The following is a 17,521-nucleotide window of genomic DNA, read 5'->3' on the forward strand; positions in this document are numbered from 1 at the left end:
CGGTGTCAATCGGTGCGACCCTCCCCTTCAATCGAGTTCGGCGAGGTGGACTGCGAGTTGGGCGGCTAACCGATCCTCAGGATCGGAGAAGTCGAGCTCGAGTAGGGCCGTGATCTTATCGAGGCGGTTGAGGACGGTGTTTCGATGGACGTCGAGAACTTTCGCTGTTGCTGTCGCAGAAGAATTGTTGTCGAGGAAAGCCGTCAGTGTGCGTGCCAGTTCGCCACTTGTGTCGGCTTTATGCAAGGGGGCCATTAAATGGGTAGCGACATCGCGTAACGGTCGGTTGGAGTAGTAGCCGATGAGTAGGCGTCGGACGCTGGTAGCGTCGCTGTGCTCGACTGCAACAGTGTCTGATCGGGTCCGGGCCAGAAGGCACGCGGACTCGGCCTCTTGGATTGATGCGCGGATTCCGTCTGCACCTTCGAACGGCAAGCCTACTCCAGCGGCCAGTGAAGCGGACGGAACCTCGCTGGCAACCCACTCGAGTGCATCTCGCACGCGGCGTACGATTTTTCCACTGTCTTCGGCCATCGGCTCTACTTCGGTTGTTGTCCAGAAGACCCATCCCTCGGGCCGTTCAACGAGATCGGCGACGAGTCCGTGAAGCTTGAGTCCGTCCTCAATGACCCTGGCGGCGAGGTTGCCCCTCGCGTCGGCGCCACTGTCTCGACTGGCGATCGAGATCGCGGTATGCCATCCGGACAGACGCCAACCTAGCGCTGTGGCTCGTTCCACAGTTTGCCGAGGTGGGGCAGAGGAGTGCTCGACGACCTCAGTCAGAAGCATCGAACGTTGGCGACCTTCACGCTCGGCTGTCAGGGAACGTTGAAGCAGCTCCGTTGCGAGTGGCCATGCGGAGACCGCCAGAAGGTGCCGGGCAAGATCGATCCGCTCCTCCGTGCTCGCTGTAAGGGTGGCAATAAGCCAAAGATTGGCTGGTCCGTCACGGGATATAGCCACAGGTTCTACGACAAATGTCGCTCCGCCTGGACCTTCCATAGAGCGGCCCGAGGGCCGGGGGCTTTGCAGATGATCCAAGATTTGAGGTGACGTAACGCCAGTTTCTGTGCTGCCACGAACGTGGCTGCCATAAGCATCGACAACGGAGACGGTGCAGGAGAGCTGGTCAGAGACTGCGCCTAGGAGCCGTTCCGGGGAATGCCCTACGAGTGGGAGTCGACGAATGAACTCCTGCAGAGCCCGAGCAATTCCGAGTTCAGGAAAGCGCGCCATGTAGTCGAGCCGCTCCACCACGTCGCCTACTGACAGCGATTTGCCAACGACAATCGGGATGCCGAGCTTGTCAGCCAGCCGTCGGGTTGTCACTAGCGCATGCCTGGGTGCCTCGCTGATGAAAATGAGGCCAACAAGACCCACCCCGGTGGCGATTCGGATCGCAGTTTCAGCGTCGAGATCTTCGATGTTCGAGTCCTCTGGCCCGAAAACCGCCACAGTGTCTGGGGCAAGGGAAGACAAGCGGGACAGCGTTGTGCAGGCACTTACCGATCTGACTCGCCGACCGAGGCCGTGCCGGCCACCCACGACTTCTGTCTCGTTGAGCACGCCACTCGCGAGTAATTGTGCGACGGTGGGAGACATCGGCGATGTTCCAATCTCTAATATTTGATATAGGTGGGCGTTCACGTACTCAGTGGATTGAGGACGGGTCCGACCGCGCGAACTCGGACGCGGGCACCCCGGCCCGGTGAGTAGCCCAGCGGTGTCTCTCGAACGTCATCGACACGGATATGGCGGATGTCGGCGCCGGCGCGTACTGCCGCCATCCGGGCAGCTTCGACGGTCGATGCTAGGCACTCTTCACGCGAGCGGCGCTCATAGTCGAAGGTACGGTCGACGCTTCCGGACACATCCGCGACGGCTGCGCCCACGGCGGCGACGGCGCCAGCGTGATCGACGACGATCAGCTGATGAGCGGGATCATCTGGGAGCTGCTTCAGTGCCTCAGCGATTCGTCCGGCTGCGATCAGCGGCAGGTCATGATGAGTTCCGGCCATTCGTCGCACGGCGACCGCGCATCGCTGGCGGTCACGTGCCGTCAGGATCGGCCGAGCTGGATCTAGGGGTTCGGGTAGTGCGACGGTAATCAAATCAGGCATGCGGTTGCGGGTCCGAATGGAAGCGATGTCGGTTGGAAGCGACGACTCTTGCGGATAACCATCGATGAGAGTTCCGAATGTAATGGCTTCCGGTTGTGCGTACGCGACAACAGCATTCAGTTCTCCGCACAGGTGAGCGGCTCCACGCATTGCGTGGGAGATTGTACTTTCGATAGTGAGGATCGGCCGGCGCGCCGCTTCTCCTTCGCTCAGTAGCGTTCCGTCGTTCTGAGCGACATAGATTTGGCTGGTCGAGTCTCGTCGGCTGAGCATGTCGTTGCGGGCACGCAGCGCGCGAGCGAACGATCGAATGAGTGCGGCATTGAGAATGGTGGCGTTCTCGCGTTCGAGCAGACCGATTCCACCTGTTTCGTGGGCCAACGTCATCGGCGTTCCACGTCCAAGCACTGCCTGCACGATGCCGGCTGCGCGGAGTTCATGTTCCGGGTTCACCGTAGAGCTCAGCCCGGTGATGGCGATGGTCTCGGCGGAGTCGCGGCACTTTTCCGCGAAGACGCGGACTGCCTCGGTGTCCAGGTCGGCGAGAGGGAGACCATTGTAATCGTGGCCACCGCGCACAATGCTCACTTCTCGGGCGACGATGCCAGCAAGCTCGGGGGGCCACGTAGACATGGGTGAGACAGACACGCTGGCCGGGGCGGAGATCCGCAGCGCACCGACACCGGCCAGATCCTGGCGTTCGAGCGCCTCCCGGCCGGCCGTGGTGACAAACGCGACATACGAAAGTTGAGAGGGGTCGACATCGGCGAGGACCTGGTCGAGGAGGTCCTCCAACCCCGCGGTGGTCGAAGTGGTTCGGGGCACCACAGTAGACATCTCTACGCGCAATGATTCATTCAGAAGCGCTGCACTCAAAGTGGATTCGGCGATGTCGATGCCGAGGCGGTGGCTACTCACGGGTCTGCTCGAAACTGGTGTAGTCCAAATCGTATCCGTAGCTTCTCGGCCCTGCGAGACTAATCCCGTCCGCGGTGGTCCATCTCGGATGTGCCGGAATCCCGATAATGCGCGCGCGGTGACCAGGTGAGATGGCCTCGGTAGAGATCGGCTGGTTGGTTTCGAGGTGGAGGGCAACGATCAGATCCGGCGTGGTTACAACGGCCCGTCCCTCTTCGAGTGCGACGATATTTTCTGTTTGAAACTCCACTCGCAGTAATCGGTCGGGGTTTGCGAGGTGTTCGAGAACTACTGTGCCGCGGCTGCCCGGCACACCGGCGACCGGTCTGTTGACATGAACAACGACGCCTTCGAACAGTGACCTTCCGTGTACGAAGGTCAGGAAATCATCCAGAGCGTGAGGATGGTCCGGCGCAGCGGCGGCCAGTTTTCTTCCCAACTCGAGGCAATAGGTAACCGATCCATGCGCGGATGCCTCACGGCATTGAGTGCCCGTCATCGGGTAGGCCGCCATCACAGCCACTAATCCCATCTCTCGGATGCAGGCTCGGGCCATAACCTCGATCCCCTGATTGGTCGGCGCTCGCACCACCACATCGGTCCCGGGGCATCCCGTGAAGGCCGCAGGACCCGCGCCGATGCCCTCCAGGGCCAGCAACGTCATGTCAACGTGAGGGAACGCGCGGCGCATGGCATCCGCGTCGACGCACGGAATGCCCAACCAAGCAGAAGCGGCCAACGGAAATAGGGCATTCGTCCCGCCCACTTCGAGAGGCATGATCGCACTGCAGGGTTGCCCGAGGATGCGCTCGAGAGCACGGATAGCCCGCTCTACTTCTGCCGGTCCGGGGAACTGCTCGAGAATCGCCGCTGGGGCGCCAACCATTCCAATTGTCAGCACCAACTCGTCGCGTCCGATCTGTGTGGGGCCGATAAGCTCGATCGAGCCGAACCGCCCGATGGCCTCGAACAGCATTGCCCCGGTCACCCACGTGTCACCCCCACCCCCCGCGCCCAGAACGGTGGCGCCGGAGGCCAGATCTTCGACATCCTCGCTACGAATCCTGCACACAAGCACCCTGCCTCCGCTGAGCAGATCCACGGCGCCCGATACGCCGGTTCCGCCCCTTGAGCAGTCCACCATGAGGAAAAAGTCGATGGGATGGCTAGATCGCCCAACAGTAAGCCAAGAATACAGCGATTCGCCCATTGTTGCGTTGTGTTGGGTAGAACACAGTTTGAGGGCACTTGGCCCAAGTTCGGAACCCTCAGCATCCGCAGGGAGCGGAGGAGTAGTCCGCAATCGACACAGAGGAGCACACCCTATGAGACTCGGAATCGACGTCGGAGGCACCAACACCGACGTTGTCCTGCTGAACGGCTCCGACATCGTCGCAAAAGACAAGTCGCCGACGAGTTCAGATGTCACGTCGGGTATTCGCGAGGGCATCGAGAAGGTGCTGGCGTCGAATCCGGGGGCCGTCATCGATGCTGTGGTGATTGGTACAACCCACTTCATCAACGCCGTGACACAGGCCAGGAATCTCGCGCGAACGGCGTGCATCCGAATTGCCACACCTCCGCAGACGATTATGCCGCTTACCGACTGGCCCGAGCCTCTGGGCGCGGCGTGCAACGGAGGGATCTACATCGTCCGCGGTGGCACACAGTTCGATGGGCGGCGGCTCGACACCCTCGATGAGGATGCTGTCCGGGGCATCGCGCGTGGGCTCGCAGAAAAGGAAATCAACCACGTCGCTGTTACTGGCACGTTCTCACCCTTGAACGATGAGGACGAGGAGCGTGTCACCGCAATCCTCGAGGAAATGCTCCCGGAGTTGTCAGTCTCGCTCTCTCACCAGATCGGTCGAGTAGGTATCCTCGGCCGCGAGAATGCAACGGTTCTGAACGAGAGCCTGCGTCCACTTGCGGAGTCAGTGATTGCAGCATTCACCGACGTCCTGGCCGGGTTGTCAGTGACGGCGCCGGTATATGTCACCAGCAATGACGGAACCCTGATGACACTGAGACAGGTTCAAGAACACCCCATTTTTGCGATCGGCTCGGGGCCAACGAACTCGATGAGAGGCGCTTCCGCCCTGTGCGAACTCGGCGAGCTCGACGCGGCTGTTGTGGTGGACGTCGGTGGAACCACGACCGATATCGGCCTTCTTCAAGGCGGGTTTCCCCGAGAATCAACCGTTTCGGTCGACCTCGGCGGTGTACGAAGCAACTTCAGGATGCCGGACGTAGTCTCGCTAGGTATCGGAGGCGGCAGCGTCGTCGATACGACGACGGGACAGGTAGGGCCTGCGTCCGTCGGCTATCGGCTGACCAGTGAGGCTCTCGTCTTCGGCGGAAACACCCTGACACTCACCGACCTGGTCGTCGCTGCCGGATTTGTGCAGATCGGCAACGTCGACGCCGTTCGGAACGTACCGCGTGATCTTGTGGACCGCGCACTCACAGACGTGCGCGAGCGGGTCAACGCCTCGATCGAACAAACCAAGCTCTCTTCGGGCCGCGTCGTCATCGCCGTCGTCGGTGGCGGCGCCCCACTCATTGCACCGTTCGTTGATGACGACGTGCACGTTCCAGACCAGCCAGGATCAGCAAACGCGGTAGGAGCCGCACTTGCGATGGCCGGAGGCGAAATCGACCGTATCGACTCCCTGGCCAACACCACTCGTGACGATGTCCTCGAGCGTGCTCGATCAGATGCCCGTGAGCGAGCGGTCGCCGCCGGCGCCGACCCGAAAACAGTACGCATCGTCGACGAAGAAGACATCCCACTGTCACACCTGCCCGAAGGAATCGCCACGCGTGTGCGTGTGCGCGCAGTTGGTGACATGATTTTGGAAGGAGCCTTGCTGTGAGGTACATCGACGAAGCTGCACTCGACGACATTGCCCTCGGCGCTACCATTCTCGGAGCAGGCGGCGGCGGTGACCCATACGTGGGAACCCTGCTTGCGCGTGAACAGATCCGCACCCACGGCAACGCCTCCCTCGTGGAGTTGGACAGTCTGGACGACGACGCCCAACTTTGTTTCGTCGCGGTAATGGGAGCACCCGGCGTTCTCATCGAGAAGCTTCCTCGTGTGACCGAAGCTGTAAGCGCGTTGCGCGCCCTCGAAACGTATCTTGGTCGTCCCTTCACCCATATTGCGCCGATCGAGGCTGGTGGGGTCAATGCCCTTGTTCCCTTCAGCGCACTCTCTGCAGGTCTGCCCATCGTCGATGCCGACGGCATGGGGCGCGCGTTTCCTTCTCTCGAACACGTCACCCCAACCCTGCACGGTGGCGCCGCAACACCGCTGTCGATGGCAGATGAACATGGCAACGCAATGGTGTTGACTACTAAAACGAATCAGTGGTCCGAGACCCTTATGCGCGCGGCCACTGTCGCATCAGGATGTTGCAACATGATTGCGCTCTACCCGATGACCGGCGCACAGGCGAAGGCGTGGCTCATTCCTGGTGTAATCACCCTTGCCGAGGAGCTTGGCCGCCTCGTGCGCACCGCCCGGGCGGAACACCGCTCGCCCGCCGACGCGGTCGTGGCGTACCGCGGCGGCCGAACCCTCTTCGAAGGTAAAGTCACAGCGGTCAATCGAAGCAATACCGACGGATGGACTCTGGGCTCGGTCGATCTGCAGGGCATCGGTGACTGGGACGGACGCGAGATGACCGTCCGATTCCAGAACGAGAACATCGTTGCCGAGCGTGACGGCGAGATCGTCGCGACCGTGCCTGATCTCATCATGCTGATGACCACCGATTCCGGGCAGCCGATCACCGCTGAAGAGGTGAAATTCGGGTACCGCCTCAGTGTTCTCGGGATTCCCTGTGATCACCGTTGGCGCACAGATGCCGGTCTGGCGCTGACCGGACCGCGGGCATTCGGATACGACACAGACTTCCGTCCGGTTGAGACCACCGCCTGATCGCGCATCGCCCTCCGCGATCTACAGGCCGGGTGGGCGTCGGTCCAGCGACCGACGCCCACCCGGCTGTCACCGATGGGGAGTCGTCACCGGCCGAAGAATCGCAGAAAGCGGGCCACTGTCGCCGCGAGTTTCTCGATTTCCTCCGGCGCGACGCTCTCATTTGGCGAGTGAATCGCACACAACGGCTCTTCGACGCCCAGCAGCGCTATCTCCGCATCGGGTGCAGCGGCACGAAGGGCAGCACACAAGGGGATACCTCCACCCTGTCCGGTCTCGGCGGCACGGCTGCCGTAGGACTCGCTCATGGCGGCGATGAGGGCCTGATAAGCCGGGCCACCGGTCGAGGAGGTGAAGGCCTCCCCCACGGACGCTGGTTCGATCGTCAAGTGCGCTGACCACGGAACCGCAAGTTGCAGGTGCTCGGTGAGGGCCCGCAGTGCTTCGTGACTTCCAAGACCTGGAGGAATCCGCAAACTCAGCCGGGCCGATGCGGTATGACTGACCGCACCTACAGCACCCGCTACTGGTGGGCAGTCGATGCCCACCACCGACACCGACGGTCGCGCCCACAATGCGTCCGCCACAGAACCAGATCCGAGAACTTGCACGCCCTCGAGGATTCCTGCGTCGCAGCGAAAGGCGTCTTCTCTGTAATCGGCGCCATGCCACTGAGCGGAGTAGTCAAGACCATGGATAGTGGTATCGCCGGCATCATCACGCAGCGACGCCAGCATCGAGATCAGTGCTGCGAGTGCATCAGGTGCAGCTCCTCCGTACATTCCGGAATGCACTGGGCGCACCATTGTGTCGACTCGAACCACCAGGTTGACGATGCCGCGCAGACTAGTGGTCAGTGTCGGTGTACCGACGCGCTGATTCCCCACGTCCATGATGAGGATTGCCTCTGCTGCAAACAATTCGGGCTCCGAACGCACGAGCGCTTCGAGGCCCCCCGCCGCCGTCTCTTCCGAACCTTCACACACGACTTTTACCCCTACCGGGAAGCCTCCGTCCTCGAAGGTTCGCAGTGCCGTCAACGCAGCGACGATATTGCCCTTACAATCCGCGGATCCGCGGCCGTACCACCGGCCGTCCCGATCGACAAGTTCGTATGGGTCGGATGTCCAATCCAAATGATTTCCGGGCGGTTGTACGTCGTAGTGCGTATACAACAACACCGTCGGGGCACCCTCCGGTGCCGGCTGATGACCGAGGACGGCATAGGAGCCGTCCTCGGTCTCAACGAGTCGGGTATTGCAAATTCCACTGTCCTCGAACGCCTTCCGAACCCACTCGGCTGCCGATCGGCATTCTTGTACCGATCCCATTGCCGTATCGGAGACAGACTTGAATCGCACTAGTGCGGCAAGGTCCGCCCTTGCGCGGGGCATCAGCTCCGACACGCGGTGGTCGACCTCGGCCAAATCGGTCATTGACATCGTACGTACTCCATTTCTCGGGTGCATCGATCTGTGATTGACGCACGGATTGCTCACACTTACTTCATCGAGGTGGCACCGGATGATCACCGCCCGCAGCGCACGGGAAGCATGCAACGAGATCTACGCCGCTGTGGGCAGAATGCCGATGGCCCTCCCGCGGTGAGGTATCAAACATAATGGCTCGGCTGAACCAGTGAAGGGTTGCAACGTCGTTGTGCAGACTGCCTGCACATGCATTGTGGCCGCGACCGGGACACCGGAGCCCGAACACGATCTGTTTCAGTGTGCGTGTCGACTGGTGGCAGTTCCGGACCAGCGTCGGCTAGCCACTCGTATCATCCACTGACATAACAAGTTACACTAACTCCGCCCTACCGAACGGTAGTGGCGCAGTAGTGCAATTCGGACCGGGCATCGATTGATGATCTCCGGTACGCTTCCTGATCTCGCCAGCGCATAAACCTTCGTCATGGCGGACTCCACCCGGCAAAAGGATTACCTGTGACCGACTCGTACCTTGTCATCGGCGAAACGACCGTGGCCCGACGCGTGTGTGCGTCATTGCGTGAAAGGGAGTTTCGGGTCCGCCATCTCATTGCACCCGACGACGACGAACTGCGGCAAGCGATGGCCGACCAGCCAAGTGGCATGGCAGTGCTAGTGCGTGACGACGTCGTGGCTCTGCGGTACGCACTGGCTGCTGCACATATTTCCGCGACTATTCCATTGGTGGTGTCGATCTTCGACCGTACCGTCGCGGATCAACTATCCGAGTTGCTCCCGCAATGTGACGTGACGTCGCCGGCCGACCTCGCCGCCCCGACACTGGCCGGCCCGTGCTTGGAGCCCGGGCTCGTGTCGGCGCGCCACGACGGCGCCCACATGCTCGCGGTCCGGATGGTCGACGGCCATCCCGAGAGCGCGCTAGTGGATATGCCGCGCAACGCATGGTGGCATCGAGCGCTAACCGGCGCGACCGGGCTGCTGCGTTCCCACGACTTCGGCACCCGCATGCTGCTTGGCGGACTCGCGGGACTGCTAGCTGTGCTGATGACAGACTGGGCGTGGCTCGTTCTCGGCCGACATGTGCGGCCGCTCGACGCCTTCAATGAAGCCGTGCGCGTGGTGACAACGGTCGGCCCCGGTGTCGATGCCCACGACAGCCCGGCCTACGCAGTGTTCGCGTCCCTCGCGATGCTCTTCACCGTGGTGTTTACGGCGATGTTCACTGCGGGGATCGTCGACAGGCTACTTGGACCGCGCCGCGTCGCCCTTATCGGCCGGCGGGTCCTGCCGCGGACCGGGCATGTCATCGTGGTCGGGTTGGGCCAGGTGGGTTTGCGGCTCTGCCGAGAGTTGCAAGCCTTGGGTATCCCTGTCGTCGGAGTCGAGCGCAATCCCGCGGCCAAGAATCTTCGCTTGGTCCGAACGATGAATATCCCGACCGTGGTTGGGCACGGTGGGGACCGAGAATTGCTGGAACGCCTCGGTGTCCACCGGGCCCTCGCACTCGCCGCCGTGGGGTCGGACGACCTGGACAACATCGCTGTGTCAGTCGCGGCACAGGCCGTCTCGCCCGGGTTGCGCCTGGTCCTGCGGGCAGGGGAGCAGGAGGCCATCGCGGAGACGCGGTCACTTCTGCGACTGGGCAGCATCCGCGACGTCACGAGCCTGAGCGCCACATACGTCGTGGCCCGGCTAATCGGCCTACAGCCCCGCGGCGTAGTGTCCGACGGCAGCAACCTGTTCTTGGAGGTTACTGCCGCCGATTCCCCCGAGACTGGTTTCACCGAGCTTCCGGTATCGCCTCGCGTGAGCTGCCGTCACGTCCTCTCCGCTACCGAAGGAGTGCGGGCACTCGCTTGAATTGAATCGGGGCGAACAACTACTTGGCGACGAGGATGAGGCACGAATCGTGCTGTGCACTCGGAGGAGTGAAGCAAGGAATCACACCGAACGCGCCTTGGTGGGTGGGACCATGTACGTGGTTCGGCTGGGAGTCAGTCCCAAACGGACTGAGCCTTCCAACCACGCAATGGCGGCGCCTGTCGGATCTACGACCGGGACCGACAAGCCACGTTCGGCAAGTCGGTCGCGTAGAGCCTGGGCAACACCCAGCATCCCGGTGCATCCCAGCACGATGACGTCGGCTTCTCCTGTGACTACGGCGTCCAGTGCCTGCGTCTCGAGACGATCGATCAGCAGCTCGCGGTCGTGGAGACCCAGTACGGGGAGATCGATGGTACGCATTGTGCCAATGCGATTTTCCAGCGAGTAACGTCGCCCAAGTGAGCGCAGCATTGGTAGGACATTAGGGAGGACGGTGATGATTCCAACCTTCTCGCCCATGCTGAGCGCCATGAGCATCGCCGGTTCGAATCCGCCGACGACCGGCGCGTCGATAATCTCGCGAGCGGCATGGACGCCAGGGTCGCCGAAGCAGGTTACAAACACCCCGTCGACACCATCGCCGGAAGCCTCATGAATGCGTTCTAGAATTCCCGGTCCAGCTAATGCTTCGTCGTACTCTGATTCAATACTGGCGGTTCCGTTCGACAGCGACACAACGTCGACCATTGTATCGATCGAGGCCCAGTGTTCGACTTCTCCGCGCACGCTCTCAACCAAATTATCTCCGATGACCGGGATGATTACTCGAATGTGCATTTCGACTCCTTCAATCGTGGGGCATGTGGGTTAGTACGAGACGAGCTGTGATGGCGACGAAGCGTTGAATGCGCCCGCAAGGTCCCGGCTACTCGCACATCCCTGCGCAAGCAGAAGTGGCCGGTTGAACGGTGGCCCCGGGACTCATCCGCGTGAACCGCCGTTCCACGGCCGTCGCTAATCCTTCACGCCGCGCACCGATTTCCCGTTCGTGGCCTGCGTGAGTCGCTACCAGGGATGACGACGCTCTGACCGTAGATCTGGTCGACGATCAACAGCATCGGTAAACCGACATGAATATGGGCATTGCAGGGGGGTGAATGCTTTATCGATTGTCTTCGGCGAGCAGGCGTTGCTCGGCGGGTTTCGCCTGACCGCCGGTTTCGGATCGGCCGATACCGCGAACGAGGCCAAGCTTAGCGGCACCGACGTATAATACGAATGCAATGATCACCGAATTGATAGACGGAATACCCCAGTGCGCATAATGGCCACACAACGACGCGAGGGCCCAAATTATAAGACTTGCAGGCACCCACGTCGGCGCAGTGGGCGGCAGAACGCCCGACTTACGGGACGCGGCAAGTTCGGAACGCCAAATTCCTGCAACGAAGTATTCGGCGACCATGATTCCGGCAATTGGAGGAAACGCAACGCTCAGGAGTGTCAGGAAGGTGCCGATGTTGTCGAGAATCCCCACCGCACCGAGCACTGTGCCGGCAAGACCTACGATAAGGGTTACCAGCTTTCGGTTCACACGCCTGCCGAACACCTGGTCGACGAAGTTGACTACTCCTAGGGACGAGGCATACAAGTTCCAATCGTTGATTTTCAACGTAGCGGCGATAATTACAATGGATCCAATGAACCCTGAGGTAGATGTGACGATTGCAACCACGTCGTTGGTCTTGAGTGCAAGCGCTAGGAGAACTCCGGCGAGGCCGACCACGTACTCGCCGAGAGACATTCCGACTACTGTCTGCTTGACCACGTCCCCCGGGGATCGATTGAACCGGCTCATATCTGGCGTGATTACTGCGCCGACGATGAATCCACCTGCCACAATCGTCGTGCCCTGCACGAGGGTCAGTTGAGGGCCTGCAGGCGCCGCCGACATCAGTTCGCCGAGGCTACGAGTCGACAGCTCGGCATAGATCGACCATCCTGCGAGCAAGAGGAAGGCCGGAACTGCTACATAGGCGGTCCAGGCCATCGACCCAAATCCGTACATGACAATAAGGGTGACGAGCATGCCAAACACTAGGGCCCACGCCCACAAGGGAAGAAAGCCCATCAAGTCCATCAGGCCTTGCGCAGAGACCGCATTCTGGATGCCGAACCACCCGATGGCGCTTATCGATATAGCCAAACCTATGAAGGCCGAACCTGAGCGGCCGAAACCGGTCCATCTCGCGAGTACGGAAGTCGTCAAACCTTCTCTCTGGCCGGCGATGCCGGTGAAGATCGTAAGAACCTCGAGGATGACAGCACCTAACGTGATCGCGATAAAGGCATCCCAGAAATCCATTCCAAAACCAAGCGTTGCTCCGATTAAGAAACTTGCAAGACCACTGAGCATTCCGAAACGCTGGATTGCAATCGAGAACCAGTGGTATCGCGCGTGCTGCGGAACTCGGGACAGGGCGTAGTCGTCGTCTTCTGCGCCGTCTGCTTTGACCATGGTTATGACACCTCCGGTTGTGTGAAGTAGTTCACGAACCGTAGGTCTCGAGGCGTGCGGTCTCACTGTGCACTAAGTCCAGTCTGGCCGCGACTGTTGGGCGTCACGCCTAGTGGAATGGTGGCCGCCTCATGCTCCGCGACTCGCCAGAGCAAGTCGGCGCCCACGGTCGGCGCCCTCATTTCCCGAAGGGAGTCTTCGACGAGCTCGCGGCACCATAGCCATGCGCTTCCGGCGGTCACGTCGGCAATCCGGGAGTCCGCACTCGACTGGGCGGATCTTTCGGGGCCATAGGTAGTGCTGCTTGACTACCCAGAATTCCGATGCCGGGGGAGGAATCGGCCGACCGTGCAGCGGCACCAGTCGCTGAGCAGCCTTTGAGGGGAATGAGCTATTCAGAAGGGCGGGAGGTTTCATACGAAGTCGCAGGGCGGTGCAAAGGCGGACGCGCTCCCAAGCGCCCCATAGGAGAGAGCGCTGATAGGAGTGTGTCCATCGGTCTCGTGCAGGCGGTGATCGACCCTGAGCGCCACCCCGAGCCGAACCTGACCCGGCCCCGGGTTGACGCCACCAAACCTCGCCTGCCCGTTTCATCACTTGCGCCCTGCGAATCCGGGCGGAAGATGTATTGCTCTACTGTGTTTCGGCGGAGCCAGATGGCAAACGGGATGACACGCAGGGAGAAGCATGAGTGACGAGCCCGAATCAAACGGACTTGATGACATTGACCGGCGGATTCTTGAGTTGTTGTTCGACGATGCCCGGATTTCGGTTCGCGGTTTGGCGCGAGCAGTGGGAATGTCTGCAGGCGCGGTCGGCGAACGGGTAGAGCGTCTCGAGAGCAGCGGGGTTATCACCGGCTACCGCGCAGAGATCAATCCATCAGCGCTTGGCCTCAAGTTGGAGGCACTCATTGGAGTAGAGCTAACGCAGCATTCATCTGTTTATGAGTCTATGGCCGTTCTGCGGGAGCTCCGTGAGGTAGTGAGCGTCGAATTGGTGACGGGAAGATGGGATCTGGTTGTGAGAATCCGTGTGCGCGACCATGAACACCTCAAAGAGGTCTTGACGGAATCGGTCTGGAAGCTGCCGACCCTAGGGCACAGCGAGTCGATGGTCGTGCTCGAAAGCCACACAGGGAATGCGCCGCCGCCATAGAGCCTCCCCGCCCGCCAGCGGGAGGTCGGTGAGCGAAGCACAGTCCGCACAGGGACTAAGTCGCATCACACGATTGCCGGTAGCCGAACCGGAAGACGCAAAGCGACGATAACGGGACGCAGTCGCCCACATCGGCCGACGCGTCAGACGCCGCGGGAGGCGGCCACTTCGTAGCGGTATCGCCTACCTGCACATGCTGCGGAAGCTAGTAGAACGCATCGTCCGCGCCGATCAGACCGTCTACTGGGGCAATGTGCTGTTTAGACCCGTCCGGCCAAGGAAAGGACGGTGATGCCGAGTCGTGGCCAGGGGGTCGTGTTCTCCCCGCCCAGACTTCACCCCAGGGACCTGACGAACCGGCAACGCGTACTGTCCATCACTCATTGTGGAGGAGCCCGTCCAACTCCTCCGCGCGCCGGCGGCCCGGGGCACCTTCCCCCGCCGTGTGGGTGCGCTGCCAGGAGCGCGAAGTCCGGGACGATGTTCTCGATGTGCGCCCCGACGACGGTCGCCACCCACACGTTCTGGTTCGCCGAGCGATGGACGAACTGCACCGACAATTGAGCCGGATTGTGCACCCCGCCCATAGCAGCGAAGTGACGCGCACCATACGTTGGTTTTTGTCAGTTCCAGAACCTGCAAGCGCACTGGTAGGAAGCGAGCACTTCCTCAGGTGCACCCCGGTTATCAGTGCCCAGGACGAAGAACATCATGAACGCTTACACCACGAACGAGCAATCGGATCCCCTCCAGGATCATGCTTCACAATCAGCGGGCTGGTGGGACAGTTCCAGGTCCCCGGACCAACCCGATTCCCACATTGGTTTGGACGTATTGAGGGCCCGATATCTACGCCGGCAACGCATGATGATGCAACGGCAGTCGGATCGAATTGGTACCGAAGCTAAGCTCTTTCTCCGCTTCGCCGAGATGTGGGCACCGTATGGAGGCCCACCGGCCGCGGACATTTTTGAGACCTTTGGCATGACACCTGGTCGGTTCCACGAAAAGCTGCGTGAATCTATCGACCGATACAACGCCTCGATTCAAAGTTACTAAGCCGCGGCACCGCTTCTTCTGTCACCAATATGCCTATCACCACATCAAGTTCCTCACCAGATTGCGCTCTACCGTGAACGGTCTCCGAACCCCAGTCGCCACCAGTCCTCGCCTGCCATCCCTGTGTGATGCAGACCAACCTGCACTTCGAAACGATGAAAATTTCACCGTAACAGTCGATATCACTGAGATCGATACTCCCAGCGAGCTGACCAGGTTCATTGGCCGCCGCAAGGAATCTGCGGATGTCCGCAGCCTTCTCGGCACTGCCCATCTTGTGACACTGATCGGCACCGGCGGAGTCGGCAAAACGCGGTTAGCGCTCAGATCTGCCCGCGGCACCCGGCGCGCTTTCCCCGGAGGGGTGCACTTCGTCCAACTCGAACAGGTCCGAGGTCAAGCGCAGCTTACAAACGCGGTGGCGGCAGCGTTGGGGTGCGCCTCCTCTGTCGATTCGATGAGCCAACTCGCGTTGATACTCGGTTCACAACGAACGCTTCTCGTGCTCGACAGCTGTGATCACCTCACCGGCGACGCCGTTTCCGCGGTCACCACACTTCTTCAGTCCTGCCCGCATGCGCGAGTTCTCGCAACCAGCAGGCAACCCCTCGGAGTATGCGGCGAAGCCGTGCTACCGATCGATCCGCTGCCGTACCCGATCGCGGGATCGGCGCCATCGTTGATGTCCACAGAATGCTGTGCGGCAATCGCCCTGTTCGCTGACAGAGCCAGGGCCGCCATTCCCACCTTCGAGCTCACGGACGACAACAGAGACAGCGTAGTGAAGATCTGCCAAATGCTCGACGGGTTGCCGTTGGCCATCGAACTGGCGGCGGCAAAGCTGCGATCGATGTCGGTGCAGCAGATCCGCGAACGCCTCACCGATCCGTTCAGCATTCTGGTTTCTGGAAACCGGGCTGCGCCGCAACGGCTACAGACGTTGCAAAAGTGCATCGCGTGGAGCTACGCACTGTGTACGCCGAGCGAGCAAACTCTGTGGAATCGATTGTCTGTCTTCACCGGAAGTTTCGACCTCGAGGCTGCCCATGAGATATGCGCATCCGAGTGGTCACCGGATGAGGTGATGGATGTAGTAGCGGCCTTGGTTGATAAATCCGTGCTCATCCGCGAGGGCGACGCGAGTGTTCGGTATCGGATGTTAACGGTTCTTCGGCACTACGGACGTCAAGAACTTCGCTATTGCGGCGATCTCGTGGCCTATCAACGCAAACACCGCCAGTGGTACCAAAATCTGGCACTTCGGGCAGACGCCGATTGGAACAGCCCGAGTCAATCCAGCTGGATCGCGCGTTTGAGTCACGAGCAGGATAATCTGCGTGGGGCACTGCTGGGTAGCTTGGCGGAGCCGAGTGAGTCGGAAGCGCTGTTGAAGACAACATATGCCCTTCACCGCTTTTGGATTGCCTGTGGGCAGTTCGGTGAATGCCGCAACTGGCTGAGCAAAGCTCTAGCCCAATCGCAGGGTTTGTTCTCCATTCGCCGAGTCGCCGCATTGTGCGCGAACGGTGTCGTCGTCGCGGGATTCGGTGATCTGGCAGAGGCTACCGCACTCGTCGATGAAGCTCGTCAACTCTGCGAAGAGCATGTGCCGAGCAAAGACGCTCATCATCTGCTTTCTTACGCAGAGGGATTCGTAGCGTTGTTGTCAAACAACTTTGGGTCTGCCACCGAGTGCTTCAAGAGCGCTCTCGATGACCACCGCAGCTCCCGAGAACGAATCGAGCTTCTGTTCGGTCTAGCCCTCTCGACTGGTCTCGGCGGTGATATTCGACAGGCTGTCACCCATCTCGAGCGAGGACTGTCTCTCGCCACCGCCGACAACTTACTGGCAGAACAGTGCTATCTCCTCTGGGCTCTTGGATTTGCGCTCTGGCAAGCTCATCCCGACAAGGCCACGGAGGCGCTTGAGAAGTGTTTACGTCTGCTTCGAGGCACACAGCTCCCGCTGGCCGGTGCCTGTGTGGAGACTTTGGCTTGGATTGCCGCAGCGGGACGGGCGGGCCAGCACGGAGGGGTGCTTCTAGGTGCCGCTGCGCGCCTGCGGACCTCGATGGGGCAATCGTTGGAATCCCTGCCAGGCATCGAAGAGCACCACGAGAAGTGTCGAGATCTCATGACGTGCACGCTCGGCGAGCAGACTGCCAATGCTGCAATCCAGCGGGGCCGCAACTTCACATGCGAGGAAGCAATCGCCTACGCCCTCAGTGAAAAGCCACCGGAACGCAAGTGCCCAGTGACAGACCCCCGGACGACGTTGACTCGGCGCGAGCGTGAGGTGTCCGAACTCGTCGCTCGCGGCTTGACGAACCGGTCGATCGCCGATCAGCTCGTAATCTCGCTTCGCACCGCGCAAGGTCACGTCGAACACATCCTCGCCAAGCTTGGATACACTTCGCGCGCTCAAATCGCAGCATGGGTCGTCGAATGCCAATAGCCGCGTTCCCGTCCCTCACGCGCACGGCACCGCGGCCGTACCTCGGTAGTGCGATCGCGCTCGTCGAACCGC

Annotated in this window: 11 protein-coding genes; 5 read left to right on the forward strand and 6 right to left on the reverse strand. The window is 60.9% G+C overall.

Annotated elements, in window-relative coordinates:
• Positions 1–27 precede the first annotated feature (27 nt).
• From OYT95_RS42500 to OYT95_RS42510, 3 genes are all read right to left on the reverse strand, one after another.
• Positions 28–1,479, reverse strand: coding sequence for a PucR family transcriptional regulator (locus OYT95_RS42500; RefSeq protein WP_268792521.1), 1,452 nt, complete (start codon positions 1,477–1,479; stop codon positions 28–30).
• A 164-nt stretch (positions 1,480–1,643) separates the two neighbouring features.
• Entirely contained in the window at positions 1,644–3,038 is a 1,395-nt protein-coding gene (locus tag OYT95_RS42505) for a hydantoinase/oxoprolinase N-terminal domain-containing protein (protein WP_268792522.1), read from the reverse strand.
• Positions 3,031–4,248: a DUF917 domain-containing protein gene (locus OYT95_RS42510; protein WP_268792523.1), complete on the reverse strand. Its 1,218-nt coding sequence runs from the start codon at positions 4,246–4,248 to the stop codon at positions 3,031–3,033. The genes OYT95_RS42505 and OYT95_RS42510 overlap by 8 nt, the downstream gene beginning before the upstream one ends.
• Before the next feature lie 115 nt (positions 4,249–4,363).
• Between OYT95_RS42510 and OYT95_RS42515 the strand changes: the two genes are divergently transcribed.
• Positions 4,364–5,914 carry a hydantoinase/oxoprolinase family protein gene (locus OYT95_RS42515; protein WP_268792524.1) on the forward strand — a complete coding sequence of 517 codons (1,551 nt, stop codon included), beginning with the start codon at positions 4,364–4,366 and terminating at the stop codon, positions 5,912–5,914.
• Entirely contained in the window at positions 5,911–6,984 is a 1,074-nt protein-coding gene (locus OYT95_RS42520) for a DUF917 domain-containing protein (protein ID WP_268792525.1), read from the forward strand. Before OYT95_RS42515 ends, OYT95_RS42520 begins: the two co-directional genes overlap by 4 nt.
• A gap of 86 nt (positions 6,985–7,070) precedes the next feature.
• Here OYT95_RS42520 and OYT95_RS42525 read toward each other — a convergent pair whose 3' ends face one another.
• The gene (locus OYT95_RS42525; protein WP_442972587.1) at positions 7,071–8,426 is read right to left on the reverse strand and encodes a dipeptidase; all 1,356 of its coding nucleotides are present in this window, start codon (positions 8,424–8,426) and stop codon (positions 7,071–7,073) included.
• Between the two features lie 504 nt (positions 8,427–8,930).
• Here OYT95_RS42525 and OYT95_RS42530 point away from each other — a divergent pair.
• The gene (locus tag OYT95_RS42530) at positions 8,931–10,295 is read left to right on the forward strand and encodes a potassium channel family protein (RefSeq protein ID WP_328286576.1); all 1,365 of its coding nucleotides are present in this window, start codon (positions 8,931–8,933) and stop codon (positions 10,293–10,295) included.
• An 81-nt stretch (positions 10,296–10,376) separates the two neighbouring features.
• On the opposite strand, the gene OYT95_RS42535 is transcribed toward OYT95_RS42530, so the two are convergent.
• On the reverse strand, positions 10,377–11,096 hold the full coding sequence (locus OYT95_RS42535; RefSeq protein ID WP_268792527.1) for an aspartate/glutamate racemase family protein: 720 nt from the start codon (positions 11,094–11,096) through the stop codon (positions 10,377–10,379).
• A gap of 325 nt (positions 11,097–11,421) precedes the next feature.
• The gene (locus tag OYT95_RS42540; RefSeq protein ID WP_268792528.1) at positions 11,422–12,777 is read right to left on the reverse strand and encodes a purine-cytosine permease family protein; all 1,356 of its coding nucleotides are present in this window, start codon (positions 12,775–12,777) and stop codon (positions 11,422–11,424) included.
• A gap of 687 nt (positions 12,778–13,464) precedes the next feature.
• Here OYT95_RS42540 and OYT95_RS42545 point away from each other — a divergent pair.
• Together OYT95_RS42545 and OYT95_RS42550 are read left to right on the forward strand one after the other, a co-directional pair.
• Entirely contained in the window at positions 13,465–13,935 is a 471-nt protein-coding gene (locus tag OYT95_RS42545) for an Lrp/AsnC family transcriptional regulator (RefSeq protein ID WP_268792529.1), read from the forward strand.
• 1,015 nt (positions 13,936–14,950) lie between these two features.
• On the forward strand, positions 14,951–17,449 hold the full coding sequence (locus tag OYT95_RS42550) for an ATP-binding protein (RefSeq protein WP_268792530.1): 2,499 nt from the start codon (positions 14,951–14,953) through the stop codon (positions 17,447–17,449).
• Positions 17,450–17,521 lie beyond the last annotated feature (72 nt).

Origin of the sequence: Rhodococcus sp. JS3073 (assembly GCF_026810085.1) — a bacterium.
GTDB classification, from domain to species: domain Bacteria; phylum Actinomycetota; class Actinomycetes; order Mycobacteriales; family Mycobacteriaceae; genus Rhodococcus_F; species Rhodococcus_F wratislaviensis.

What these genes read in the sequence shown, in the direction of transcription:
- OYT95_RS42510 (WP_268792523.1), bottom strand. Translation starts at nt 4,248, where the DNA reads ATGGGCGAATCGCTGTATTCTTGGCTTACTGTTGGGCGATCTAGCCAT.
- OYT95_RS42515 (WP_268792524.1), top strand. Translation starts at nt 4,364, where the DNA reads ATGAGACTCGGAATCGACGTCGGAGGCACCAACACCGACGTTGTCCTG.
- OYT95_RS42525 (WP_442972587.1), bottom strand. Translation starts at nt 8,426, where the DNA reads ATGTCAATGACCGATTTGGCCGAGGTCGACCACCGCGTGTCGGAGCTG.
- OYT95_RS42545 (WP_268792529.1), top strand. Translation starts at nt 13,465, where the DNA reads ATGAGTGACGAGCCCGAATCAAACGGACTTGATGACATTGACCGGCGG.
- OYT95_RS42540 (WP_268792528.1), bottom strand. Translation starts at nt 12,777, where the DNA reads ATGGTCAAAGCAGACGGCGCAGAAGACGACGACTACGCCCTGTCCCGA.
- OYT95_RS42535 (WP_268792527.1), bottom strand. Translation starts at nt 11,096, where the DNA reads ATGCACATTCGAGTAATCATCCCGGTCATCGGAGATAATTTGGTTGAG.